The 23,461-nt window shown below is 69.9% G+C and carries 15 protein-coding genes and 1 pseudogene; 10 read left to right on the top strand and 6 right to left on the bottom strand.

The window, feature by feature from the left end; genetic code table 11:
* Nucleotides 1-7 precede the first annotated feature (7 nt).
* On the bottom strand, nt 8-508 hold the full coding sequence (locus CCO03_RS02590) for an NUDIX hydrolase (RefSeq protein ID WP_087276866.1): 501 nt from the start codon (nt 506-508) through the stop codon (nt 8-10).
* A gap of 167 nt (nt 509-675) precedes the next feature.
* Here CCO03_RS02590 and CCO03_RS02595 point away from each other — a divergent pair, with 167 nt between their 5' ends.
* The 4 genes and pseudogenes from CCO03_RS02595 (at nt 676) to CCO03_RS02610 (ending at nt 5,949) form a co-directional block, all read left to right on the top strand.
* Nucleotides 676-1,590, top strand: coding sequence for a hypothetical protein (locus tag CCO03_RS02595; RefSeq protein WP_157667455.1), 915 nt, complete (start codon nt 676-678; stop codon nt 1,588-1,590).
* Between the two features lie 374 nt (nt 1,591-1,964).
* Nucleotides 1,965-3,646 (top strand): annotated as a pseudogene (locus CCO03_RS02600) (long-chain-fatty-acid--CoA ligase).
* 496 nt (nt 3,647-4,142) lie between these two features.
* Nucleotides 4,143-4,940 carry an aldolase/citrate lyase family protein gene (locus tag CCO03_RS02605; RefSeq protein ID WP_087276872.1) on the top strand — a complete coding sequence of 266 codons (798 nt, stop codon included), beginning with the start codon at nt 4,143-4,145 and terminating at the stop codon, nt 4,938-4,940.
* Nucleotides 4,941-5,133: 193 nt separating this feature from the next.
* Nucleotides 5,134-5,949, top strand: coding sequence for a UPF0149 family protein (locus tag CCO03_RS02610; protein WP_087276875.1), 816 nt, complete (start codon nt 5,134-5,136; stop codon nt 5,947-5,949).
* Nucleotides 5,950-6,016: 67 nt separating this feature from the next.
* On the opposite strand, the gene CCO03_RS02615 is transcribed toward CCO03_RS02610, so the two are convergent.
* From CCO03_RS02615 to glnE, 3 genes are all read right to left on the bottom strand, one after another.
* The gene (locus CCO03_RS02615; protein ID WP_087276878.1) at nt 6,017-7,009 is read right to left on the bottom strand and encodes a Bug family tripartite tricarboxylate transporter substrate binding protein; all 993 of its coding nucleotides are present in this window, start codon (nt 7,007-7,009) and stop codon (nt 6,017-6,019) included.
* Between the two features lie 456 nt (nt 7,010-7,465).
* A complete protein-coding gene (locus CCO03_RS02620; protein WP_087276881.1) occupies nt 7,466-8,074 on the bottom strand; it encodes a hypothetical protein in 609 nt (202 codons plus the stop codon).
* On the bottom strand, nt 8,071-10,824 hold the full coding sequence (gene glnE, locus CCO03_RS02625) for a bifunctional [glutamate--ammonia ligase]-adenylyl-L-tyrosine phosphorylase/[glutamate--ammonia-ligase] adenylyltransferase (RefSeq protein ID WP_087276884.1): 2,754 nt from the start codon (nt 10,822-10,824) through the stop codon (nt 8,071-8,073). Before glnE ends, CCO03_RS02620 begins: the two co-directional genes overlap by 4 nt.
* A gap of 159 nt (nt 10,825-10,983) precedes the next feature.
* Between glnE and CCO03_RS02630 the strand changes: the two genes are divergently transcribed.
* From CCO03_RS02630 to CCO03_RS02645, 4 genes are all read left to right on the top strand, one after another.
* Nucleotides 10,984-15,210, top strand: a complete 4,227-nt coding sequence (locus CCO03_RS02630; protein WP_157667456.1) for a YhdP family protein — start codon at nt 10,984-10,986, stop codon at nt 15,208-15,210.
* 652 nt (nt 15,211-15,862) lie between these two features.
* A complete protein-coding gene (locus CCO03_RS02635; RefSeq protein WP_087276889.1) occupies nt 15,863-16,714 on the top strand; it encodes a carbon-nitrogen hydrolase family protein in 852 nt (283 codons plus the stop codon).
* Entirely contained in the window at nt 16,711-18,810 is a 2,100-nt protein-coding gene (locus tag CCO03_RS02640; RefSeq protein ID WP_087276892.1) for a two-component system sensor histidine kinase NtrB, read from the top strand. Before CCO03_RS02635 ends, CCO03_RS02640 begins: the two co-directional genes overlap by 4 nt.
* Before the next feature lie 261 nt (nt 18,811-19,071).
* Nucleotides 19,072-19,716 (top strand): response regulator transcription factor, encoded by a 645-nt coding sequence (locus CCO03_RS02645; protein WP_087276895.1) that lies wholly within the window; start codon nt 19,072-19,074, stop codon nt 19,714-19,716.
* Nucleotides 19,717-19,797: 81 nt separating this feature from the next.
* Here CCO03_RS02645 and CCO03_RS20140 read toward each other — a convergent pair whose 3' ends face one another.
* On the bottom strand, nt 19,798-20,205 hold the full coding sequence (locus CCO03_RS20140; protein WP_157667457.1) for a hypothetical protein: 408 nt from the start codon (nt 20,203-20,205) through the stop codon (nt 19,798-19,800).
* On the opposite strand from CCO03_RS20140, the gene mltA reads away from it, so the two are divergent.
* Both mltA and CCO03_RS02655 read left to right on the top strand, forming a co-directional pair.
* On the top strand, nt 20,138-21,343 hold the full coding sequence (gene mltA / locus CCO03_RS02650; RefSeq protein WP_087284025.1) for a murein transglycosylase A: 1,206 nt from the start codon (nt 20,138-20,140) through the stop codon (nt 21,341-21,343). The two genes, CCO03_RS20140 and mltA, sit on opposite strands and share 68 nt — an antisense overlap.
* 59 nt (nt 21,344-21,402) lie before the next feature.
* A complete protein-coding gene (locus CCO03_RS02655; protein ID WP_157667458.1) occupies nt 21,403-21,933 on the top strand; it encodes a hypothetical protein in 531 nt (176 codons plus the stop codon).
* A gap of 342 nt (nt 21,934-22,275) precedes the next feature.
* Here the strand turns inward: CCO03_RS02655 and CCO03_RS02660 are convergent, their stop codons facing one another.
* Nucleotides 22,276-23,304 (bottom strand): Bug family tripartite tricarboxylate transporter substrate binding protein, encoded by a 1,029-nt coding sequence (locus CCO03_RS02660; protein WP_087276902.1) that lies wholly within the window; start codon nt 23,302-23,304, stop codon nt 22,276-22,278.
* Between the last annotated feature and the right edge of the window lie 157 nt (nt 23,305-23,461).

Below are 23,461 nucleotides of genomic sequence, written 5' to 3' on the forward strand. Positions count from 1 at the left end.
CACGGCCTCACCGGGGGGCAAGAGGACGGGCGGGCGCGATCAAGGCCGAGGCGTCGGTGCAGAGCACGTCCAGCGCGTGGCGCCGGCCCGCCAGGTAATCCCGCACGCCGGCCATCACCATGGGGCTGCGGTGGCGGTCCGCGCTGGCGGCCAGTTCGTCGGCCGTGAGCCACAGCGTGCGCACGATGCCGGTGTCCAGCGCCCGCGTCGGGTCGGCATCGCCCACGCGGCCGCAGAAGGCAAAGCGCAGCCAGCTGGTCGGCGTGCCGTCCTTGTCGGGCGAGCTGGCCAGGTAGATGCCGACCAGGGCTTCGGGGGTGAAGGGGCGCGCGGTCTCTTCGAGCACCTCGCGCACCACGGCCTGCTGCAGCGACTCACCGGGTTCGAGGTGGCCGGCGGGCATGTTGAGCTTGAGGCCGGCCTCGGTTTCTTCTTCCACCACCAGAAAGCGGCCTTGGTGGACGGCGATGGCCGCGACGGTCACATGGGGCATCCAACGCGTGTTCATGGCCGGGATTATCTGGGCAAGCGCAGGCCAGGCCATTGGGGGCTGAGCACGGCGGGACACCGCTTCAGGCCGAGACATCCCCTCGGCGCTCGGGTGCTGCGTTGCCTTGGGCGACAATGCCCAGCATCGGCGATCCGCAACCCGAGCGGAGTCGCCCAGGAGATGTCATGCAGCCCTTTCGATTCGCCCAGACCCCCTGTCGCTCCACGCGCCCAACCTCGTCCGCCCGGCCCGGGCGCCTGGCGTGGGCGGGCTTGCTGGGGGTGGTGTGCCTGGGGCTGTGGGGCTGCGCCAGCCCCATGGTCCCGGGCGCGCCCACGGTGGGGCGGGTGAGCCTGGGGCTGCCGGCTGGCGACTGGGTGGACCTGGGCGGCGGGCAGGAATGGCTGCCTGCAGCGGGTCAGGGTGAGCCGGCCATTGCCCTGCAGTCGCGTGCCGTGGGCCTGCGCGGCAGCCAAGGCGAGGTGCAGGCCGTGGTGCTGGTGCTGGCCAACGTCAACAACAACGCGGCGCAGGTCACCCAGTGGGGCCAGGCCTGTGCGCAGGAGGCAGGCGTGCGTGTGGACGACGCGGCGCGCGGCAGCCCCGAGCGCGTGGATTGCCTGCGGCTGAAGCGGCGTGCCGAGGCGAGCGACTGGCTGGCCACGCGCGAGCCCAACGTGGATGCCTGGCTCAAGGCCCACCAGATCCCGCTGCCGTACGAGGCGACCTGGGTCAGCCACCAGTTCGCCAACAAGGCCGGCATGTACGTCGCCACCCATGTGTTGGCCGACGCGCGCCTGTTGGAGCCCCAGACGCGCAGCAGCAACGAGTTCCTGCAGGCCGGCTGGCCCGCGGTGAAGTGGTCGCGCGAGCTGGCCCAGGCCGTGCGCACTAGCACCGGCATGATCGACGGCCGCCTGAACATCCCGCCGTTTCCGCTGCCTCAACCCGAGGGGCCGGGCGGTGTGCCCGTCGAGGACGGCGACATCCCCGACAGCACCCAGGCCGAAACCACCCGACCGTTGCCACCGTTGCGCCAGCCGGCGCGCGAAGCCGAGCCGGAGCGCGCGCCCCGGCCGGTGCTGCAGGACCGCGGCTGATCGCCGGCAGTCGCTGCGCGGCTGCGGCTCCACGCCATGCCTTGATCTGCAGGGCATTGCTCTGTTGATGGCAGTATGAGGTGGTTGTCGTTAATTTCGTAACGAGGGTGGGGCCATACTCCTGACCGATGGGTCTGAAAACCCAAAGGGGCATGACGAGCCATCGGTGGGGTGCACGCGGGGCAGGGCGGCGGTGCGGGACTCGCGTGTGCCACAGCCGCGTGTTGGCTTGACGCATTGCCGATACCCGATGGCAAGGTCCATGCCGGCCTGAGCCCGTGGGTATCACCTCACGATGCTCAGGGAAAGACCTCGCGGCGCCGGGCACCTGGGCTTACATAATGCACCGCAGTATCAATCCAGCACCCAACACCATGAGCGATCGCATTTGGGAGGCCCACTATCCGGCCTCCGTTCCCAAGCACATCGACCTGTCGGCCTACACCAGCCTGGTGCACATGATCGACGAGCGCCTGAGCCAGTTCGCGTCGCGCACGGCCTATCGCTTCATGGGCGTGGACGTGAGCTTTGCCCGCGTGGATGCGGCCAGTCGCGCCATGGCGGCCTACCTGCAGAGCCTGGGCTGAAGAAGGGCGATCGCGTGGCCGTGATGATGCCCAACGTGCCCCAGTATGCGGTGGCGGCGGCGGCCATCCTGCGCGCGGGGCTGGTGCTGGTGAACGTGAACCCGCTTTACACGGCGCGCGAGCTGGAGCACCAGCTCAAGGATTCGGGCGCGCAGGCCATCGTCATCATCGAGAACTTCGCGAGCACCCTGCAGCAGTGCATCGCGCACACGCAGGTCAAGCACACCGTGCTGGTGTCCATCGGCGACGAGCTGGGCTGGCTCAAGGGCAGCCTGGTCAACTTCGTCGTGCGCAACGTCAAGAAGATGGTGCCGGCGTTCAGCCTGCCGTCCGCCGTGCGCTACAAGGACGCCCTCGCGGCCGGCGCGCGCGCCCCGTTCACCGCGCCACAGTTGGGCCTCGACGACGTTGCCGTGCTGCAGTACACCGGGGGCACCACGGGCGTGCCCAAGGGCGCCACGCTGCTGCACCGCAACCTGGTGGCCAACTGCCTGCAGGCTCACGCCTGGTACCAGCCCGTGCTGCAGCAGTTCAAGCCCGACGAGCAGATCACCATGGTGTGCGCGCTGCCGCTCTACCACATCTTCGCGTTCACCAGCAATTTCATGGTCGGGCTGTACGCGGGCGGGCGCAACATCCTGATCGTCAACCCCAAGGACCTGCCCGACACGCTGAAGACGCTCAGCAGCGAGACCTTCCACGTCTTCCCGGCCGTGAACACCTTGTTCAACGCCATGGCGCACCACGCCGACTTTGCGTCGGTGAACTGGTCCAACCTCAAGCTCTCGGTGGGCGGCGGCATGGCGGTGCAGGCGCCCGTGGCCAAGCTGTGGCTCGAGAAGACCGGCTGTGCGATCTGCGAGGGGTATGGCCTGTCGGAGACCTCGCCCGTGGTCAGCTGCAACCCGACCGACAGCAAGGCCTACACCGGCACCATCGGCCTGCCCATGCCCGACACCGACGTCGTGCTGCTGGACGACGCGGGCCAGGTCGTGGCCCAGGGGCAGCCGGGCGAGATCGCCGTGAAGGGCCCGCAGGTGATGGCCGGGTACTGGCAAAAGCCGGAGGAAACGGCCAAGGTCATGACGCCGGACGGCTACTTCAAGACCGGCGACGTCGGCATCATGGACGAGCGCGGCTATGTGCGCATCGTCGATCGCAAGAAAGACATGATCCTGGTCAGCGGGTTCAACGTCTACCCGAACGAGATCGAGGAGGTGGTGGCCTCGTGCCCCGGCGTGCTCGAGGTGGGCGCCGTGGGCGTGCCGGACGAGCACAGCGGCGAAATCGTGAAAGTCGTCATCGTGCGCAGCAACCCCGCGCTCACCGAAGGCGAGGTGCGGGACTTCCTCCAGGACAAGCTCACCGGCTACAAGCGGCCCCGCATCATCGAGTTCCGCAACGAGTTGCCCAAGACCAACGTGGGCAAGGTGCTGCGCCGCGAGTTGCGCGACGCGCCCAAGGCCTGAGCCGAACCTCACCGGCCAGACGTCATCCGCATCGGGATGCCAGGGGCTTGAGCGGCCCTGACCCCTCGGGCCACCGCAGCTCTTGGGCCGCGCCGAGGCGCGCGCCAGAACCTCTGGCAGCACCGTCGACCTTGGTTCGTGGAGTATGGACTTTGTTGCGATGATGTTTCATCGAGCGGCGCTGCATACTGTGCGCATGAGTGGTGCCGTGACGCGATGCCCCACCCGGTTCGAGTCCTGTTCGGGCTTGTGCTTGCCGACCCGCATCAGGCTCACGTGCACCCCCGGCTGCCGCCAGGACGGGCGCCGCGCCGCATCGCGTGCGAAGGAGGACACATCTTCTCGGCACGACTGGCGTTGGTTTGCGATGGCCGGGATGCGGCCGCCATCGGCTGGCGCAGCAGGCGCTGCTCGGCGACCGCTGCGCGCGGGCGACGCGGCGGCCGGCGCGGGCCTGCGAAGATCGCGGCCATGCTGTGCATGATGGAGTCGTGACGTGAGTAATCCCTTCAAGGCCGCGCTGGCGCGTGGCGAATCCCAGATTGGTTTCTGGCTCGGCCTGGGCCCGGGCCTGTGCACCGAGATTTGTGCCGGTGCCGGATTCGACTGGCTGCTGATCGACGGCGAACACGCGCCCAACGGCGTGGCCGAGATTGCGCGTCAGGCGCAGATCATCGCCGGGTATCCGGGCGTCAACGCCGTGGCACGGGTGCCGGTGGGCGAGACCTGGATCATCAAGCAGTTTCTGGACACCGGTGTGCAGACCCTGTTGGTGCCCATGGTCGACACCCCCGAACACGCGGCCGAGCTGGTGCGCGCCATGCGTTACCCGCAGGCTGACGGCCTGGGCGGTGTGCGCGGCATGGCCGGCGCGCGGGCCTCGCGCTGGGGGCGCCGCACCCAGTACGTGAGCGAAGCCAACGACGAGGTCTGCCTGCTGGTGCAGGCCGAAACGCGCGAGGCCATCGCCAACCTGGACGCCATCGCCCGCACACCGGGCGTGGACGGGGTGTTCATCGGTCCGGCCGACCTGTCGGCCTCCATGGGCTACCCCGGCCAACCCAACCACGCCGAGGTCCAGGCCATCATCGACGACGCCATCCGCCGCGTGCGTGCCGCCGGCAAGGCGCCCGGCATCTTGACCTCCGACATCGCGCAGGCCCGCCATTACCTGTCGTTGGGGGCCCAGTTCGTCGCGGTGGGCACGGACACCGGATTGCTCGCGCGCCAGACCAGCGCGCTGGCGCAGGCCTTCCAGGGTGAGGCGGTGCCGATCAAGGCGGCTGTGTACTGAGTGTGGCAGTATGGAGTGGTTGCCGTTCGTTGATGAACGAGAATCGGCAAATACTCCGTGCATGGAGGGGTGAGCGGTGCGTGCCGCTCGCCGGGGTGCCTGCCCTGCACCTGCCTTGAAGGCGGGCGCTCGGCGCCACGCTTGCCGGGTCGCGGCCGACACGTCGCGTGGGCAGGCGCTATGCTCTCGCGCCATGAACACCACCCCCCACGACGACGCAGCCTTGGCGCCCATGCAGCTGGACGATTTTGACCAGCTGGACGCCATCCTTGACGAGCTGCGCACGCGCTACGAACAGACCCCGCAATGGGAGTTCTGCGATGGCTTCCTGACCGCGCTGGTGTGCTGCCGGCGCGCGATTCCCGAAGCCGAATGGCTGCCCGTGCTGCTGTCCATGGGCGAAGCGCCCGACGAAGAAACCGGCGAACAGGCGAGCTGGGCCGATGCGGCGCAGCAAGCCACCTTCATGCGCCTGTGGCAGCAGCGCAGCGACGAGGTGCGCCAGGCCCTGGACATCGAGGTTGAAAGCCTGGAAGACGACCGCGCCTTCACACCCGAGGTGCTGGACGTGCGCGGCAACATCGCCGCCTTGCCGGAAGACGAGCGCCGCCAGTTCGACGGCGATGACCTGCCGTCGTTCGCGCAGGTCTGGGCGCTGGGGTTCATGTTCGCGGTCGAGAACTGGCCCGAGGAATGGCAGCCGCCGCGCGACCGCGAGATGGCCGAGGTGGTGGACGGCGCGCTGGGGGACATCGTGGTCCTGACCGAGGACGACGAGGAGGAGCCCACCTTGTCGGCCAGCAGCGAGGACGGCCCGCCCAGCGTCAGCCAGTCGCGCCTGGATGCGTATGCACTGGGCATCTGGGCCGTGTACGACCTGCGCGCCGTGTGGAAGCGCGTGGGCCCGCGCGTGGCGACGGTGCGGCACGAACAGCCGCTGCCGGGCCGCAACGACCCCTGCAGCTGCGGCAGCGGCAAGAAGTTCAAGAAGTGCTGCGGCGTGACCTGACCCGGGTGGCCTGAAGCGCCCTAAAAAAGCGCCCCGCGGGGCGCTTTTTGGATGGGCGTGTGGGGACTCAGTCGAGCACCACGCCGGTTTCCTTGGAGCTGCGCTTGATCACCTCGAAGTACTTCTCGAAGTGCGCCTGGGCCTGGTCCATGGGGTTGCCGGCCAGGTTGATGGCGACTTCCTTGGCGAAGGCCTGCATCTTGGGGGCCTGGGCGGCCTGTGCAAAGGCGGCGTTGAGCACCTGCAGGATCTCGACCGGCGTGGCCTGGGGCGCGAACACGGCAGTGGGGCCGTTCATGCTCCAGTACTCCTGCTTCAGGCCCTGCTCGGCCAGCGTGGGCAGGTCGGGGAAGGCGGCCGAACGCGTCGAGCCCATGATGGCGATGGGGCGCAGCTTGCCGCTCTTGACCTGCGGCTGCACGATCATGGCCGACAGCAGGGCCATGCTGACTTGGCCGCCGATCAGGTCGGTGACGATTTGCGACTCGCCCTTGTAGGGCACGTGCAGCACCTTGGCGCCATAGCGCGTTTCCAGCAGGTGCTGGGTCACGTGGCCCGCCGAGCCCGGGCCCCAGCTGCCGATGCTGAGCTTGCCGGGGTTGGCCTTGGCATAGGCGACCAGCTCGGTGGCGTTGTTGATCGGCAGGTCGCTGCTGACCGCCAGCACGGCATTGGACAGGTACAGCTCGGTGACGCACTTCAGGTCCTTGCCCGGGTCGTACTTCAGCTTGCTGTAGAGCGCGGCGCCCGTGGCGAGGCTGCCGCTCAGCATCACGGCGACGTTGTAGCCATCGGCGGGCGACTTGGCGACCAGCTCGGCACCCAGGTTGCCGCCCACGCCGGGCCGGTTTTCCACCACGACGGGCTGTTTGAGGATGGGCGAGGCGCCGTTGGCCGCATGGCGGGCCACGGTGTCGGTCAAACCGCCGGCCGGGTAAGGCACGACGATGCGAATCGGTTTGCTGGGGAAGGGGTCGGCCGCGGCAAACGCCGAGGGCAAGGCGGCGCCAGCCAACCCCAGGGCTGCCGATTGGCAGAACAAACGCCGTTGAAGCGTCATGCAAAGTCTCCTCAAGATGGAATGTGTCCGTCAGACCGCAACGGTGCCGCCCGCATTGGCGCATGAAGGCCCATGCCGGCGTATCGGGTCAATCCCAATGGCGGGCCGCACGGAGCGGTTTTTTGGCGCCCAGGTGACTGTGGGGGCGGTGGCGCAGGCGGCCACGAGCCTGGCATGCGTGAGGCGCGCAGCAAAAAGGGGCTGAATGCCTGGCATTCAGCCCCTGGGAATAAAAGCGGTTGGAAGCACCTCGGAGCCAAGGAGGAGGGAGGGAGGAGGATGAGTGCTCCGAAGCGTTCACGGGACGAATCCCTGGCTTCTCAACCGTAAGTCTTGGGTTAGTTGCGACTGTGCGCGGTAAGTTCAAGGGGGCTTACAAATCGAAACCAAGCCGGGCGCAACCCGGCCGTGCAGCCCAATGTAGCGGGGCCGCTCTGCCGTGGCTGTAAGCATTCGTCAGGGCGACCGGGCCGCGCGGCGCCAGCCCCCGCGTACCAGCAAAGCCAGGGCCAGGCCGGTCAGCGCGCCGCTCAGGTGCAGGGCGTACAGCACGCTGCTGTCCCAGCTCGGGCTGAAGAGCCGGGGCGTGGCCCAGCCGTGCTCGATGCCCAGTTTCAGCGCCAGCGCGAGCAGGGCGATCAGCGCCACGCCGCGGTGCCGGTCCAGCGCCCGCACGATGAGGATGGCGCCCGCCGCATGGGTCACGCCGGAGAGGCCCACCAGCCCGTTCAGCTCGGGCCACCAGCGCAGGCCCTGGGTGGCCAGCGGCCAGGCCAGCCACAGGCACAGCGCATCGCGTCGCTGGGCGCCCAGGCCGGCGCCGCAAACGGCCAGCAGCATGAGCAGCGCCAGGTTGGCGCACCACTGGCTTTTCGAGGCGTCGAACAGCGCGGCCGTCCACAGCGACCAGGGCTGTTGCAGTGCCTGGCCCCACTGCCAACCCAGCGTGCCGCGTTCGGGCGCGGGCACCAGGGCCATGGCGGCTGCGCTCAGCAGCGCCAGCATCAGGCAGCTGTGCGGCCAGGCGCGCGAGCCTGGCGGGCCGTCGGGGCACGCAGCGCTCATGCGCGGGCCAGGTCGTTGGTGCCGAAGACCGCCTGCCACAGGACGAGCACGGCGGCGTGTTCGCGGGCCACCCGGCTGGCCTCCACCGCCGTGCTGGTTTCGTCCAGGCGGGCCTTGTGTTGCAGCCGGCGCAGGTTGCGGTAGGCGTCGCCCGACTGCTGGCCCACGCCGGGCGGCAGCAGGCCCGCCTGTTCGGCCAGGCGCAGCAGGTGGATGTTGCCGAGGTTGGGCTGAAGCTCGGGGTGCACAGCAGAATGGGCCAGCACCAGGTACTGCACGGCGAACTCCACGTCCACCATGCCGCCAGGGCTGTGCTTGAAGTCGAACTGGCCGCCGCGCACCGGGTGGGCGCTGCGCACGCGTTCGCGCATGTCGAGGATCTCGCGCTGCAGGGCGTCGAGGTCGCGGGGCGCGGTGATGACGGCGCGGCGCACGGCCTCGAAACGTTCGGTGGACAGCGGGTGCGGCGTGTCGTCGGCCTCGCCAAAGCCCAGTTGCCAGCCATCCAGCACCCAGCGTGCGCGCGTCATGGCCTGGTGCTCCCAGGTCCAGGCCGTGTTGCTGCCGCGCTGGGTTTGGTAGAGCGCAAACGCGTCGAAGCTGGTCACCAGCAAACCGGAGTTGCCGTTGGGCCGCAGGGCCGTGTCGATTTCGTACAGGTCGCCTTCGGCGGTTTTGACCGTCAGCCAGTTGATGAGCCGGCGCACGTAGGCGGCGTAGACCTCGGGCGCCTCGGGCGCGTCGTCGTCGTAGACGAACACGATGTCCAGGTCCGAGCCATAGCCCAGCTCTTTGCCGCCCAGCTTGCCGTAGCCCACGATGCCGAACTGGGGCAGTTCGCGGTGGCGCTTGGCGAAGCGTTGCCAGCACCAGCGCGAGGTGATGCGCAGCACGGCGTCGGCCAGGGCCGAGAGGTCGTCGGCCACCTGCTCGACGCTGAGCAGGCCTTCGACATCGCGCGTCAGGGTGCGGAACTGCTCGGCGTGTTGAGCGCGGCGCAGCAGGTTGAGCAAGGTCTCGTCGTCGTCTTCACCCGTGATGGCCAGAGAGGTCCGCCTGGCTTCGACATCGCGTTCGAACTGCGCGCCCGAAAAACGCTCGTGCAGCAGGTTCGGCGAAGCCAGCTCGTCGATGACGCCGGGGTGCTGAATCAGGTAGCGGGCCGGCCACTTGGCGGCGCCCAGCAGGCGCAGCAGGCGCTCGTGCACGGCGGGCCGCTCCAGCAGCAGGGCCAGGTAGCTTTCACGGCGCAGCAGCGGCTCCAGCCAGTTCATCATGCGCAGCACGGCGGCCTCGTCGGTGTCGCCGTCCGACAACCACTGCAGCGAGCGCTGCATGAGCTGGTGCAGGCGCCGGCGCCCCTCGTCGCTCAGGCTTTGCACGCGCGGGCTGTCTTCCCACTGCTGCAGCTGCGCCTGCAGGCTGGCGGGCATGTCCTCGATCAGGGTGTCCAGCGACGCGCCGTCTTCCGGTTCGGGCACGTCGGCCTGGCCCAGCAGGGTGCCGAACTCGTGCGCGACCACGTCGCGGTGGGCGTCCAGCGCGCGCAGAAAGCCGGCCGTGTCGGCAAAGCCCAGGGTGCCGGCGATCCAGGCCAGGTCGTCGTCGCGCGTGGGCAGCGCGTGCGTCTGCTGGTCGTCCAGGTATTGGATGCGGTGCTCCACCCGGCGCAGGAAGTCGTAGGCCTGGGCCAGCTGATTGGCCGTGTCCTGCGGCATCAACCCGGCCTTGGCCACGCGTTGCAGCGCGGCCAGGGTGGGGCGCGTGCGCAGCTCGGGGAAATGGCCGCCACGCACCACCTGCAGCAGCTGCACGGTGAACTCGATCTCGCGGATGCCGCCGCGCCCCAGCTTCACGTCGTTGGCCCGCTCGGGGCGCGCCGCGCTGCGCCGGTTGGCCTGGTCGCGGATCTGGCGGTGCAGGTCGCGCAGGGATTCGAACACCGCGTAGTCGAGGTAGCGCCGGAACACGAACGGCAGCACCACGCCGCGCAAGGCCTGGGCCGAGCCGCTGGTGACGCTGCTGCGCGGCGCCACCACGCGGCTTTTCAGCCAGGCGAAGCGTTCCCACTCGCGGCCGTGTTGCAGCAGGTAGTGTTCCAGCGAATCGAGCGAGCAGACGCTGGGGCCGGAGTTGCCATTGGGGCGCAGCGCCAGGTCGACGCGGAACACGAAACCGTGCTCGGTCACGTCGCCGATGAGCTGGTAGATGCGCTTGACGACGCGGCTGAAGAATTCCTGGTTCGAGATGCGGCCGCGGCCATCGGCGGTGCCCGTGGTCTGGCCTTCGTCGTCGTAGAGGTAGATGAGGTCGATGTCGCTCGAGACGTTCAGCTCGCGCGCGCCGAACTTGCCCATGCCCACGATCCACAGCTGGGCCGGCTGGCCGGTCTGGTCGCCCAGTGGCTGCCCATGGCGCGCTTCAAGCTCCTGCTGCGCCTGGGTGCAGGCCACGTCCAGCGCCAGCTCGCCCAGCTCGGTCATGCCCAGGGTGACCACCTCCAACGGCGCGCCCTGTTCGCAGTCCAGCGTGGCCAGGCGTTCCATGACCAGCTGGCGCAACACGCGCAGCGCGCTGCCCGTGTCCAGCCCCTGGGCCTGCAGGGTGGCCAGTGTTTGCGCCATGGCGTCGCGCCGCGGGGCGCCTGGCGCCAAGCCAGGCAGTTGCTCGGCATACCGGCGGCGAATGCGCTGCACGTAGCGCGAATGGCCGGCGGTGCATGCCGGGGCAGGAAGGTGGGGAGAGGTCATGGGCTGAGCGAACGAAAAGCGCAATCGGGGACACGCGGTGGGCGTATCGAAACGTAGTTGCCGGCGGACCCCGAGGCGCCACGGATAATGCCCACACTGTGCCGCGGGCGCGGCCGGCTTGGACGGCAGCCCGGACAAGCGACACGGTGCCGCTTGTTCATGTCTGCTGCCATTTCCCCTCCTTATGTGCGCTGGTTGGCGCGCCTGTTGCGCTGGAGCCTGCGTGCGCTGGGCGTGGCAGCGGTGGTCACCGCGTTGGCCTGGGCGCTGCTGAGCGTCTGGATTGTGCCGCGAATCGACCAGTGGCGGCCTGAAATCGCCCACTGGGCCTCGCAACGTCTCGGGGTGCGTGTGGACATCGGCGCGATCTCGGGCAGCTCCAACGGCTGGCACTCGCGCTTCACGCTGCGCCAGGTGCAGCTCTTCAAACCCGGCAGCGAACCGACGGGCGCCTCCAGCGCGGCGCAGGCGGGCGCGGCCGCGCTGCAGTTTCGCGAGCTGCAGGTGGCCGTGACGCCGTGGTCGGCCTGGCAGCTGTCGTTCGATGAGTTGCGTGCGGTGCGGCCCGAGCTGGAGGTTCGCCGCGACACTGCTGGGCAGTATTGGGTCGGTGGGTTTGCATTGCCAACGACAAACCCCGATACCCCGAGTGACATGGCGTGGGCCGACCTGCTGCTCAAGCAGCGCCACCTGCAGATCCAGCAAGGGCAGGTGCGTTGGCTCGACGAGCGCCTGGGCGGCGAGCCGCTGCAGCTGCAGGCGGTGGACGTGAGCCTGGCCAACGAGCACCGACACCACCGCCTGGCTCTGGCGGCCACGCCGCCGCCGGCCTGGGGGCAGCGCTTCACCTGGCAGGCCGACCTGCGCACGCCGCTGTGGGCTTCGGCCGATGCGCGGCAGCTCAGCGGCCAGGTGTTTGCCGACTTTCCCAGCCTCGATGTCGCCGCGCTGCGCCGCCACGTCGACGCGGGCATCGACCTGCAGGCCGCCCAGGGCGCGGTGCGGGTCTGGTTCGATCTGAAGCGCAGCCTGCTGACGCAGGCCACGGTGGACCTCGATGTGCAGCGCGTGGCCGCCCGTTTCGCCAAGGATTTGTCGCCGCTGGACCTGCGCGACGTGGCGGGCCGCGTGGTCTGGCAGACGCAGGCCGAGGGCGAGGGTTTCGTGTTGCGTGGCGAGCAGCTGCGCTTTGCCACGGCGGATGGGCAGCGCTGGTCCGACGCCCGCGTTCGGCTGGCCACCCAGCGGTCGGACGGCAGCGTGGGTGAGCTGCAGGCCCAGCAGGTCAACCTGGCGGCCTTGCGGCAGGTGCTGAACGCGGTGCCGCTGGATGCCCAGGTGCGCGATGCCCTGCACGACCACCCCGTCAGCGGTCGCGTGCAGAACCTGCAGGCCCGTTGGCACCGGGAGGGCGGCCAGCCCCTGGCCTACAGCGCCCAGGGCAGCGTGCGCGCCCTGGCTGTGCCGGCGCTGCCGCCGGCTGTCGAGCACCACGCGGGCGTGCCCGGCCTGCGCGGTGCCGACGTGGACTTCGACCTGTCCGAACGCGGTGGTTCGGCGCAGTTGCGCATGCAAGGCGGCATGGCGAGCTTTCCGGGGGTGTTCGTCGAGCCGGACATCCCGCTCGACGCCCTGGCGGCCGATGTGAGCTGGACGCTGGCCGGTGACGACATCGCGCTCGAGGTCAAGGACTTGACGCTGCGCAACGCCGATGCGCAGGGGCGCTTCACCGCACGCTGGCGCACCAAGCCCAGCGCCAGCCTGGCGCCGGGTGAGTCGCGCTTTCCGGGCGAGCTGGACCTGTCGGGCGAGCTGAGCCAGGCCAACGGCGCCCGGGTGTACCGCTACCTGCCCAGCGCGGTGGGTGAGCACGCCTTGCGCTACGTGAAAGAGGCGGTGGTGGCGGGGCAGGCCCGCAAGGTGCAGGCCACGGTGCGCGGGGACCTGGCCCACTTCCCGTTTCCGGGCAGCAAGCAAGGGCTGTTCCGCATCGTCGCGCCGGTGGATCAGGTGGTGCTCAACTACGTGCCGCGCTACCTGCAGCATGCCCAGGAGCCGGCCTGGCCGGTGCTCGAACACCTGTCCGGCCACCTGGAGTTCGAAGGCGACAGCATGCGGGTGCGCGAGGCCAGCGGCCGCGTGCGGGGCTTTCCCAGCATCCGCTTCGCGCGCATCGAGGCCGGCATCGCCCAGCTGGAACACCCCGACGTGCGCGTGCAGGCCAAGGGCGAAAGCTCGGCGGGCGAGGGGCTGGCGTTCGTGCAGCAATCGCCCGTGGCGCAGTGGCTGCATGGCGCGCTGGAGGGCATGCAGGCCAGCGGCACCCTGGGGCTGGGCCTGGAGCTGGGCCTGCCGATTGCGCACATCGAACAGGCGACGGTGAAGGGCGAGGTCGGCCTGCGCGGCAACACCCTGCGCCTGCGCGACGACGTGCCCCTGCTCAGCCAGGCCCAGGGCCGGGTGCTGTTCACCGAGCACGGGTTCTCGCTGGATGGCGCCCAGGCCCAGGCCCTGGGCGGCGCGGTGGCGTTGACGGGCGGCACCCGGGCCCAGCCCGAGGGCACGCAAACCGTCATCGAGGCTCAGGGGCACGCCACGGCGGCTGGCCTTCGGGGCGACGACATGCTGCGGCCGCTGGCGCCGCTGCTGGCCCATGTCCAGGGCGACACCGACTACCGCGTGCGCTACGCCGTGCTGAACGGGCGCACCGAGGTCGATGTGAGCAGCAGCCTGCTCGGCATGGGCCTGGACCTGCCCGCGCCGCTGCACAAAGCGCCCGATGCGCGTTGGCCGCTGCACGTGGCCGTGACGCCGCGCGAAGGCGACGCCGATGAGCTGAACGTCACGCTGGCCGAGCTGGCCCACGCGCGCTACGCCCGCCACCACACGGCCACGGGCACCGAGGTGCGCGCGGGCCTCATCGGCCTGGGTGGGGCCGCGGCCGGCGTTGCCCAGGCCGACCTGCCACGCGCCGTGGGGGTGCGCGCCGAGCTGGACACGGTGGACCTGGACGCCTGGCAGCGCGTGCTGGGTCAGGCCACAGCACCCGCGGCCACGGCGGGGGCGACGGTGCCAGCGCCGCTGCCGGCCGCCTCGGCCCCCAGCCGCTTGGTGAGCGCGCCGGCGGCCGGTGGTTCAGCGCCCAGCACTCCAGCTGCTGGCGCAGCGTCTCTGGCCGGGCCGGCTCGCACCGAGGCCCCCAAGACCGGCTCAGACGCCACCCGTGCCACCGGACCGGCGCCACTCGGCGCCTCGCCCTATGCGCCCGTGGCGTTCGACGTGCAGGCCCGCCACCTGCAGCTCGAGGGCAAGTCGCTGGCCGACCTGCGCCTGCGCGGCACCCACCAGGGGCAGGAGTGGGCACTGATGCTCGATTCCGACGTGGTGGCCGGCCAGATCAGCTACCGCGATGACGGCGCGGGCCGCCTGCATGCACGCCTGAGCAAACTGCACGTGCCGGCCGGCAGCGCCGGCGCGTCGGAGGCGCTGGAGCCCGAGCCCGAGCTGCTGCGGCAGTCGCCCAGCCGCCTGCCGGGCATGGACTTGGTGGTGCAGGACCTGCGCATCGGCGACAAGCAACTGGGCCAGTTCACGTTCCGGGCCGCGAACCAGGGCAGCCAGTCCGGCCGCCACGTCTGGCAGATCGAGCGCATGAGCCTGGCCGGCCCCGGGGGCACCCTGCAGGCCAGCGGGGCCTGGCAGCCGGCCGATGTGCGCGGCCAGCGCCACACCGAACTCTCGTTCACGCTGCAGGTGGACGATGCCGGCCGCCTGCTGGGCCGCCTGGGCATGCCCGGCGTGCTCAGCCGCGGGCAGGGCGAAATCACTGGCGCGCTGTCGTGGGCCGGCTCGCCCTTGCAGCCCGATCCGGCCAGCCTGGACGGCCACCTCAAGGTCGACGTGGTGAAAGGGCAGTTCCTCAAGGCGGACCCGGGCCTGGCCAAGCTGCTCGGCGTGCTCAGCCTGCAATCGCTGCCGCGCCGCCTGTCGCTTGATTTTCGCGACGTGTTCAGCGACGGCTTCGCCTACGACTTCATCCGCGGCGACGCGCGCCTGGCCCGCGGCCAGGCCACGACCAACAACCTGCAGATGAAGGGCGTGAACGCGGCCGTGCTGCTCGAGGGCGAGGCCAACCTGGTCAAGGCCACGCAGAACCTGCGCGTGGTCGTGGCGCCCCGCATCGATGCCGGTGGCGCCGCGCTGGTGGCCACGGTGATCAACCCCGCCGTGGGCATTGGCGCCTTTCTGGCACAGCTGGTGCTGGGCAAACAGATCAACGAGGCGAACACGCGCGTGTTCCAGGTTACCGGCACCTGGGCCGAGCCGGAGGTGACGCGCCTGGCCACGCCGGCCGAGGTGGCCGCGCCGGGCGACGCGCGCCGGTGAGCGTCTGGCAGCCTGGACAGGCTTGGGCGCGGAACCTGTTGGCGACATTGGCCTGCTGGACGGCGGGCCGCGTCTCGCGTCGGGTGGTGTGTGTGAAGTCTGGATCGCGGGCGATGGGTGCTGCCCTCAACGGGCGATGTACCAGCTTGCAGCCATTTGGGTGACAACGAGAAGGACTTGATACCTCATGGTGAGGCGAGACGCCAGGTCGCCCGAAAACGCATTGCATCGCCACCCGGGATGCATGCTGGGCTTGGGCCAGCAGGTTGCCGTTGACATGCGCACGGCCCGCCGGTCTGGCTTGGTCCACCGCGCACGGTCCCGCCGTTCCCGCTGACCTGCGCGGCCGTGGGCCGCACGGGGCTGGCGCACAATTCGGCTTGCCGCTCCGGCCGTTGGGTCCAGGTGGTCCATGCATCCCGCCATGAAAGACGCGGGTCAGCGGGTGGCTGCCGTGGCCCTGTGTCGAAGCGTTGAATGAACATTCGTGGGGTATGGCCAATTTTCCGTTGTTAAAAAAACGAGGATGGCTTGATACCCCGTGGCATGAAGATGATCATGACGGAGTGGCCCGAGAGACCCGTTGCCGCCGACAGCCGGTGCCCTTGGCGCCCGAGCCATCGCCCCCAGAACCTGTTCACCTCCGTTCACCATGCGAGTTGCCGCCCTCCAAACCGTCTCCACGCCGCGTCTGACCGACAACCTGGCGCGTGCCGCCGAGCTGCTGGCCCTGGCGCGCGCCGCTGGCGCCGAGCTGGCGGTGCTGCCCGAGTACTTCGTGCTCATGGGATTGGCCGACACCGACAAGCTCGCGCTGGCCGAAGCGGATGGCGACGGCGGCCCCATGCAGACCTGGCTGGCGGCCCAGGCCCGCGAGCACGGGCTGTGGATCGTGGGCGGCACGGTGCCGCTGCGCGTCCCCGGCGACCCGCAGCGCGTGTTCAACAGCTGCCTGGTGCATGCGCCCGATGGCTCGCGGGTGGCGCGCTACGACAAGATCCACCTGTTCCGGTTCGCGACCGAGCACGAGGCCTACGACGAAGCGCGCGTGCTGCGCCGTGGGCAGCAACCGGTGTACTTCGACCTGCCCAGCCGCGATGGCCACCGCTGGCGTGTGGGCTTATCGGTCTGCTATGACCTGCGCTTTCCGGAGTTGTACCGGCAGTATGCCGATGCAGGCGTTGACCTGATCACGGTGCCGGCCGCATTCACCCACACCACGGGCCAGGCGCACTGGGAGTTGCTGCTGCGCGCCCGAGCGGTGGAAAACCTCAGCCCCGTGATCGCGGCCGCCCAGGGCGGTGTGCACGAATCGGGGCGCCGCACCTGGGGGCATGCCATGGTGGTGGGGCCCTGGGGCGAGGTGCTGGCCGTGCAGGCGCAAGGCTGGGGCATGGCCGTGGCCGAGCTGGACGCCACCGAGCTGGCGCGCTGCCGCAGCCAGCTGCCGGCGCTCAGCCACCGCACCGCGTTCTCGGCGCCGGTGAGGGGCGCGGCCGCATGAGCGAGTCGGTGAACCCCGTGGCGGCCATGTGGCGCTACGCGCGCCGCGTGGGGCGCCGCCTGGCCCGGGCCCTGACCGACGAGCGCTGGCGCCTGTGGCTGGTGCTGTCGGCCCTGGTGCTGACCATGATGGCGACCATGATCTGGCTGGCCCGCCTGCACGAAATCGACCAGGTGCAGGAAACCCTGGACCGCACGGCTGCCGATTCGGTGAGCAACCTGCGTGCGGCCCTGGCGCGCAACCTGCAGGCCGTGTACGCCTTGCCCACGCAGGACGCAGACCCCGATGACAACTGGCACGAGGCGGCCAACCAGCTGCTGCGCCGCCAGCGCGAGGTGGTGCGCCTGGAGTGGCGCGACCCGCGGCTGCGCCTGGTGCGCGCCGAAGACTCGCCCTACCGCAACCCCGTGTTCCGCGAAGACGCGCGCCAGGACGCCAGCAGCGAGCTGGCGCTGGCCTGCGCCTCGGCCGCGCGGCGTGGTTCGGCGGTCTACGGCAACAGCTATTTCCAGGCGCTGCAGGCCGGCTTCGGCCTGGAGCTGATGGACGTGTGCCAGCCGCACATGCTGTCGGGCCGGCTGATCGGCTATGCCGTGGCCACCTATTCGCTGCGCGGCCTGCTGCTGGAGACCGTGGACGAGCAGGTGCTGCGCCACCACGAGGTCGCGCTCAACGACCCCGACGGCACCCGGTTGTCGGCCGTGGGCGAGGTGCGGGCCGGGGCGCAGATGTTCGCCGCCCGCCACATGTTCGACGTGACCGGCGTGCCGCTGATGCTGCAGATCCACGGCTGGCGGCGTGCGCCCGATGTCATCCCCAACGTGATGACGGGCGTGGTGACCTTCATGTCGATTGCGCTGGTGACCGTGATGGTCATGCTCTCGCGCGACATCCGCCTGCGCGGCCGGGCCGAGCGGTCGCTGGAAGAGGCCTATGCCTTCCGCACCGCCATGGAGGATTCGCTGAGCACCGGCCTGCGCGCGCGCGACATGCAGGGACGCATCACCTACGCCAACCCGGCGTTTGCGCGCATGGTCGGGTTTTCGCCGGAAGAGCTTTTAGGTAAAGGGGATCCGGCGCCGTACTGGCCGCCGGACCAGTGGGCTGAATACGCGCGGCGGCTGAGCCTGCGACGCGATGGTCACCTGCCGCCGCGCGATGGCTTCGAAACCGAGTTCATGCGCAAGGGCGGTGAGCGCTTTCCGGTGCTGGTGATGGAGGCGCCGCTGATCAGCGGCACCGGCCGCCAGACGGGCTGGATGAGCGCCGTCATCGACCTGACCGAACAGCGCAAGGCCGAGGCCCTGTCGCGCGCCACGCAAGAGCGCCTGCAGGCCTCGGCGCGGCTGGCCAGCGTGGGCGAGATGGCGTCCATGCTCAGCCACGAGCTGAACCAGCCGCTGGCCGTCATCGCCAGCTACGCGAACGGCTCGGTGCACCTGCTCAAGTCGCGCCAGCACGACGAAACCGCCGACGAGCTGCGCCGCTTGCTGGCCGAGGTGCAGGTCGCCATGCAGCGCATCGCCGAACAGTCGGCGCGCGCCGGCAAGGTCATCAACACCGTGCGCGACTTCGTGCAGCGGCGCAGCCAGTCGCGCCGCGCCGTCACCCCGCGCACGCTGTACGAGGCCATCTCGTCGCTGGTGCTGATCCAGGCGCGCAACCTCGACGTGCGCATGGTGGCCAACGTGCCGGCGCACCTGCCGGCCGTGCTCTGCAACCGCACCATGGTCGAGCAGGTGCTGCTCAACCTCACGCGCAACGCCATGCAGGCCATGGAAGGCATGGAGCCGCGCGGCACCTGCACGCTGACGGCCAGCTACGTGGCGCCCCCCTGTGTGGCGGACGGCGGCGTGGGCGTGGGGCCGGCGGCGGGCCGCGGCTGGGTGGAGTTCTGCGTGGCCGACGAGGGGCCCGGCATTTCGCCCGAGCTGGCGGCCAAGCTGTTCACGCCGTTTTTCACCACCAAGCCCGAGGGCATGGGCATTGGCCTGGGCCTGTGCCGCACGGTGCTGGAGCAGCACGGCAGCGAACTGCAGCACCGGCCCAACAACCCGCGCGGCACGGTGTTCAGCTTCCGCCTGAGCGCGGTCTGACGACGGGTGTTGCCAGGCGGCGCCGGCGGGGTGCCTGCCCTGCACGGAGCGTTCACATCCCGACGGTCATCCGCAACGGGACGGCGCAGGCGCGCACCCCGACCTCAGCCTTGGCGCAGCCCCTGGTGGGTCGGGGCGGTGCCTGGGCGCCTTGAAGCATTGGGTCGACGGCCGGACACCGTGGCCGAAGCCTGCATGGCCTGATCCGGCGTGGGGCGATGCACAGCGGCTGTCCGCACGACGTGTTACTAAAATGACCGCATGGACTTCACACGGGCAACGGTTTACATCGTCGATGACGACGCGGCAGTGCGTGACGCGTTGGCGTGGCTGCTGCGCACGCGTCGCATCGTGAGTGAAGGCTTCGGCAGTGCCGCCGATTTCGACGCCATGCTGGCCGACCCGCAGCGCGGGCTCACGGCCACGGGCGAGCCACGCGACCCGGGCTGCATCCTGCTCGACGTGCGCATGCCCGGCGAAACCGGCCTGAGCCTGTTCCAGCGCCTGCAGCAGCGCGGCCTGACCACGCCCTGGCCGGTGATCTTCCTGACCGGCCATGCCGAGGTGGCCACCGCCGTCGAGGCCGTCAAGGCCGGCGCATTCGACTTTTGCGAGAAGCCGTTTTCAGACAACGAACTCGTCGAGCGCGTGGAGCAGGCGTTGCAGCTCTCGCTGGAGCGCTTTGCCGAGCACAAGGGCCGGCAAAGCCTGCGCGACAAGGTGGCCGCGCTGACCGAGCGCGAGCGTGCGGTGATGGGCCATGTGCTGGAGGGCATGCTGAACAAGCAGATCGCCGAGCAGCTTGACATCAGCGTGCGCACGGTCGAGGTGCATCGCGCCCGCGTGTTTGCCAAGATGGACGTCAAGTCAGCGGTTGAGCTGGCGCGGCTGTTGCATGGATTGTGAGGGGTATGGCCGTATCATCGTCATCCCCTCATCGGCATTCGGCTGATACCCCTAAATGGTTGAATGATGAGCGCGCGTGACTCAGTCACCGCCGCCGCCATCGCCGCCACCTCCACCGTCACCGCCGCCGTCTCCCCCTCCATCGCCACCCCCGTCGCCGCTTCCCGCATCCGATGCGCCGCCATCGGGGGCCGACGCGGCGTCCTGGGCGGCGCTGACCACACCCGCTGCGCCAACGGCCGCCACGGCTGCGCCGACGGCCGCGGCGGCCGTCCCGGCGGTGACACCGCTGTTGCTGCCCGGGCTGCTCGTCGTGCTGGACGACGATGGTGAGGGACCGTCGGCGCCGCTGTGCTGCGGCTCACGGCGCGGCGAGGCGGGCTGTCGGGACTTGGGCTCGCCCCGTTTTCGGCCCGAAAACATGGTCCACCACACGATCAGGACCAGCAGCAGCAGGGCCATCAAGGCTTCGAGGAAAATCAACCACATGAATCGTCGTTTTCGGATCGTCTTGGGAGCGCTCATTGTAGGAATGCTCGCCAGCTGTACCACGCGCCAGCCCGCACCCACGGGGCCGCGCGAGCCGCCACCCCTGACCACGCCGGGACCGGACACGGCGGTGCTCGGCCCACCGGTGAAAAAGACGGCCAGCCGCTGGACGCCGGTGCGCTGGTCCGACCTGCCCGGTTTCTCGCAGGACAACATGAGCGAGGCCTGGAACGCCTGGATCAAGAGTTGCGAGCGGCCCATGCCCACGGTGGGGCGGTTGTGCAACGACGTGCGCCGCCTGTCGCTGGCCACGGCCGACGAGCAGCGCGGCTGGATGCAGGCGCACCTGCAGCCCTACCGCGTCGAGCCGCTGGATGGCTCCAGCACCGAGGGCCTGCTGACCAGCTATTACGAGCCGCTGTACCAGGCCTCGCGCCTGCCCCTGTCGGGCATGAACGTGCCCTTGTACCGACCGCCGGCCGGGGTGGCGCCCAAGAAGCCCTGGTTCACGCGGCAGCAGATGGAGACGCTGCCCGAGGCGCGTGCGGCGCTGGCCGGCTCGGAGCTGATGTACCTGGCCGATCCGGTCGACGCCATGGTGCTGCAGATCCAAGGCTCGGGCCGCATGCTGGTGACCGAGCCCAGTGGCGCGCAGCGCCTGGTGCGCCTGGGCTTCGCGGCCACGAACGAGCAGCCGTACAAGAGCATCGGCAAGTGGCTGCTCGACCGCGGCGAGGTGCGCGACGCCACCTGGCCGGGCATCAAGGCCTGGATCTTCGCCAACCCCGACCGCACGCAGGAGCTGCTGTGGAGCAACCCGCGCGTGGTGTTCTTCCGCGAAGAGCCGCTGAGCGAGCTGGACGCCCAGTTCGGCCCCAAGGGCGCGCAAGGGGTGGCGCTCACGCCGGGGCGCTCCATCGCCGTCGATCCGGGCAGCATTCCGTATGGCGCGCCGGTGTGGCTCAGCACCACCGGACCGCAGGCCAACCTGCAGCGCCTGGTCATGGCGCAGGATACGGGCAGTGCGATCCGCGGCGCCGTGCGCGCCGACTATTTCGCGGGCTGGGGCGCCGAGGCCGGTGAGTTCGCCGGGCGCCTGAAGCAGAACCTGCGGCTGTGGGTGCTGTGGCCCAAGTGAGGGCAGGGCGAACCGAAGGCTTCACCGAGGTATGCATGCATTCCCGTTTCAGAGATAACGTGAATCGACTCATACTGCCTGTGTGGATGCTGGGGCTGCTGGCCGCCTGCACCACGCCGCGTGACATCGCGCCCTATGGCTATGCCTGCACGCATGGGCTGACCTTTCAGGCACGCCTGTACCAGGACATGGTGGCGCTGGATGGCGCGCGTGGCCATGACCTGCTGCCGCGCCTCAAGGACGGCAGCGATGGCAGTTTTCAGTTCGGCAACGACCGGGTGACGGCCGTGTTCGGCCTGGGGCTGGACCGCCGCCTGGCGACCTTGCGCTATGCGGACATCCCTCAGGCCATCCACTGTGAGCGCGCGCAGGTCCAGCTGGGCCATGCGCCTGTCGCCCTGAGCGGCGGCTTGGCCCCGGCGCTGTCGCCGGCCAGCGCAAGCGCCGGCGCCGGCAGCGCGCTGCCTCCGCTGGCGGTGTCGCCCGTGGCCGGACCCAAGGCCAAGGCGCCGCCGGAGCCGCCCGCCCCCGAGGACATGCAGTACACCAACATCCGGTTTGGTGGCGGCCCGGCCCCGAACTCGAACTGACGGTCGGTGCGGGACGTGGGCGCTTCGTGACGCTCGGCCGTGTGCGCCGGCAGCGCATGCCAATCCCACCTCACCTCGCGCGCCCGAACCCGCGCGGCGCCGTGTCAGGCGCCAGGCCGTGCCCGGTGGGCTGGGTCGCCACAAGTGGAAGGACGGCGAAAAGACGCTGGAGCCTTCGCTGAACCTGGTCGGCAAGGCCTAAGCACCCAAGACCCGAAACTGCCGGCGAGCCCGTCTCGCCCGACCCACTACGTGGCGCCGAATGCGGCGCCGCGTGCTCAAACCTCGTGCCAAGCCTGGCCAGTCGCCACCGGCGTGAGGCTGCTGGCGGCGCGGGGGCGTTCACTGATCGATCTTGGCGCCCGACAGCTCGGCCAGGTTTTTCCACTTGGGGGCCCATTCGCGGTACTCGGCCATGAGCTTGTCGGGGCTGGAGTCGGACACCGCGGCATAGCCCATCTTGGTGATGGACTCCTTCACGTCCGGCATGGCCATGACCTTGGACAGCTCGCGCGCCAGGCGGTCCTGCAGGGGCTTGGGCACGCCCTTGGGCGCGATGATGGCGAACCAGCTGGGCATGCGGAAGGCCTCGTCGGGAAAGCCTTGTTCCTGCAGCGTGGGCAGGTCGGGCATGGCTTCCAGGCGCTGCGGGGTGACGGTGCCGACCGCGCGCAGCTTGCCCAGCTCGATGTGCTGCTTTTGCACCGCCACGCTGCCATAGCCGATCTGAACCTGGTTGGCGAGCAGGTCCTGCACCATGGGCGCTTCGCCTTTGTAGGGCACGTGGTTCATGCGCATGTTCTGGGTCTTGCGCAGGTACTCGCACAGCATGTGCGGCGTGGAGCCCTGGCCAAAGGAGCCGAAGCTGTACTTGTCCGGGTTGGCCTTGACCAGGGCGACCAGCTCCTTGAAGTTGTTGACCGGCAGGGACGGGTGCACGGTGAAGATGCCGGACGAGTTCAGCACCTTGTAGACCAGGGCCAGGTCGCGTTCGACCACATAGGGCACCTTGGTGTAGATGTAGGGGTTGGTGTAGACCACGCCGCTGAGCACCAGGCCGAAGGTCTGGCCATCGGGGGTGGCCTTGGCCACCTGCTCGGTGCCGATCATGCCGGCCGCGCCGGGCTTGTTCTCGACGATGAAGGTGATGCCCATGGTCTTGGACAGCTTGTCGGCCAGCAGCCGGCCAACGGTGTCGGTGGCACCGCCCGGTGCAAAGGTCACGATGATGCGCACCGGGCCCTTGGGGAAGGCATCGGTGTTGGCCAGCACGGCGGGTGCCGCCAGGCCGGCGCCCAGGGCACCGGCGCCCTGCAGCACGTGGCGGCGCGACAGGGCGGTCGAGGTGGGGGGCGAACTGGGCTGGTGCATGAGGGGGGCTCCGGGATGGGGGTGGACAAGCGGCCGTGGGTCGCGTGTCGCACCACGCTGCACGGCCAGGGGCTGCTTCAGTATGGCCAGCGTGGCACGAGGTGCCCAGTTGGCAAACCCCAGGCCGGCCTTCGCGCCGACCTGTGCGGCGCGGCCG

The sequence above is a fragment of the Comamonas serinivorans genome, assembly GCF_002158865.1.
In the GTDB taxonomy this organism is placed as follows: Bacteria; Pseudomonadota; Gammaproteobacteria; order Burkholderiales; family Burkholderiaceae_C; genus Comamonas_E; species Comamonas_E serinivorans.

Excerpts from the sequence above, each read along its gene's own strand:
- CCO03_RS02590 (WP_087276866.1), bottom strand. The coding sequence starts at position 508 with ATGAACACGCGTTGGATGCCCCATGTGACCGTCGCGGCCATCGCCGTC.
- CCO03_RS02595 (WP_157667455.1), top strand. The coding sequence starts at position 676 with ATGCAGCCCTTTCGATTCGCCCAGACCCCCTGTCGCTCCACGCGCCCA.
- CCO03_RS02610 (WP_087276875.1), top strand. The coding sequence starts at position 5,134 with ATGAACACCACCCCCCACGACGACGCAGCCTTGGCGCCCATGCAGCTG.
- CCO03_RS02615 (WP_087276878.1), bottom strand. The coding sequence starts at position 7,009 with ATGACGCTTCAACGGCGTTTGTTCTGCCAATCGGCAGCCCTGGGGTTG.
- CCO03_RS02620 (WP_087276881.1), bottom strand. The coding sequence starts at position 8,074 with ATGAGCGCTGCGTGCCCCGACGGCCCGCCAGGCTCGCGCGCCTGGCCG.
- glnE (WP_087276884.1), bottom strand. The coding sequence starts at position 10,824 with ATGACCTCTCCCCACCTTCCTGCCCCGGCATGCACCGCCGGCCATTCG.
- CCO03_RS02630 (WP_157667456.1), top strand. The coding sequence starts at position 10,984 with ATGTCTGCTGCCATTTCCCCTCCTTATGTGCGCTGGTTGGCGCGCCTG.
- CCO03_RS02635 (WP_087276889.1), top strand. The coding sequence starts at position 15,863 with ATGCGAGTTGCCGCCCTCCAAACCGTCTCCACGCCGCGTCTGACCGAC.
- CCO03_RS02640 (WP_087276892.1), top strand. The coding sequence starts at position 16,711 with ATGAGCGAGTCGGTGAACCCCGTGGCGGCCATGTGGCGCTACGCGCGC.
- CCO03_RS02645 (WP_087276895.1), top strand. The coding sequence starts at position 19,072 with ATGGACTTCACACGGGCAACGGTTTACATCGTCGATGACGACGCGGCA.
- mltA (WP_087284025.1), top strand. The coding sequence starts at position 20,138 with ATGGTCCACCACACGATCAGGACCAGCAGCAGCAGGGCCATCAAGGCT.
- CCO03_RS20140 (WP_157667457.1), bottom strand. The coding sequence starts at position 20,205 with ATGTGGTTGATTTTCCTCGAAGCCTTGATGGCCCTGCTGCTGCTGGTC.
- CCO03_RS02660 (WP_087276902.1), bottom strand. The coding sequence starts at position 23,304 with ATGCACCAGCCCAGTTCGCCCCCCACCTCGACCGCCCTGTCGCGCCGC.